This is a genomic window from Campylobacter sp. RM12642, assembly GCF_020137635.1.
In the GTDB taxonomy this organism is placed as follows: Bacteria; Campylobacterota; Campylobacteria; order Campylobacterales; family Campylobacteraceae; genus Campylobacter_E.
On sequence record NZ_JACGAT010000067.1, the window covers coordinates 1 to 1,026 of the forward strand.

The following is a 1,026-nucleotide window of genomic DNA, read 5'->3' on the forward strand; positions in this document are numbered from 1 at the left end:
TATTAGGAACTAGCATACTAATTCCTAATAATAAGTTTATTTTTAAGCTAATAAATCAAGTTCTAAATTCATTTAGCTTTTTGTTTAGTTGTTCTGTCATCTCACTTAGATGATTTGCTGCTCCTGCTATTTCTTCTACACTTCTTGCGTTTTCATTAGTGATAGTATTCATATTATTTACTCCACTTAATATCTCGCTCATATCTTTGCTTGTGCTTATATAATCATTTACAGTTGCTTCACTAATTTTTACAGCTTCACTCATTACTTTACCCATTTCATTAATTGTATCTTGGGTATTACTTGCTACTTGAGTTAATTTACTAATTTCTGCTGAATTAGTGCTCATTTGCTCGCTTGCATCTTTAATACCTTGAACTATAACGCTTATTGTTGCATTTATTTCACTAAGGCTTTTTTGAGTTCTTTCTGCTAGGCTTCTTACTTCATCAGCTACTACGGCAAACCCACGCCCATGCTCTCCTGCTCTTGCAGCTTCTATTGCAGCATTTAATGCAAGTAAGTTAGTCTGGTCTGCTACATCGTTAATTATTTCTAAAATAGATTTAACATTATCAGCATCACGGCTTAATTGCTCAATCTTACTAGCTAAAGCACTTTCTATATCAGCACTATGATTTATTTGATTAGTTAATGAATTAATAGCATCGTTTGCTGATTTTATAAACTTACTTGCATTACTTAATTCATCTTTACCTTTAGCTGCACCAATTACACCTTTATCAAGGTTATCTTTAGTATTAGTTCCTTTATTAGCTACTTCTGTAACTATTACACTACCTTCTTCTGCACGCTTACCTGTTTGAAGACTTGTGTGGCTTAATTCATTTGCTATTGAAGCGTTTTCATTTGAGATATCTTTTGCTTGTGCTATTAGAATTCTTACTTTTTCTAAGAATATATTAATAGCTTTACAAGCTTGAGCTATTTCATCATTACCTTTATCATCTAGCTTTTTAGTTAAATCTCCATCTCCACTGCTAAGTTCGTTTGATTTAGCTGTTA

Annotated in this window: 1 protein-coding gene; it reads right to left on the reverse strand. The window is 32.1% G+C overall.

Annotation, left to right across the window (positions count from 1 at the left end):
* Nucleotides 1-55 precede the first annotated feature (55 nt).
* The coding region (locus tag AVBRAN12642_RS09690) for a methyl-accepting chemotaxis protein (protein WP_336608309.1) at nt 56-1,026 on the reverse strand (971 nt) is incomplete at its 5' end.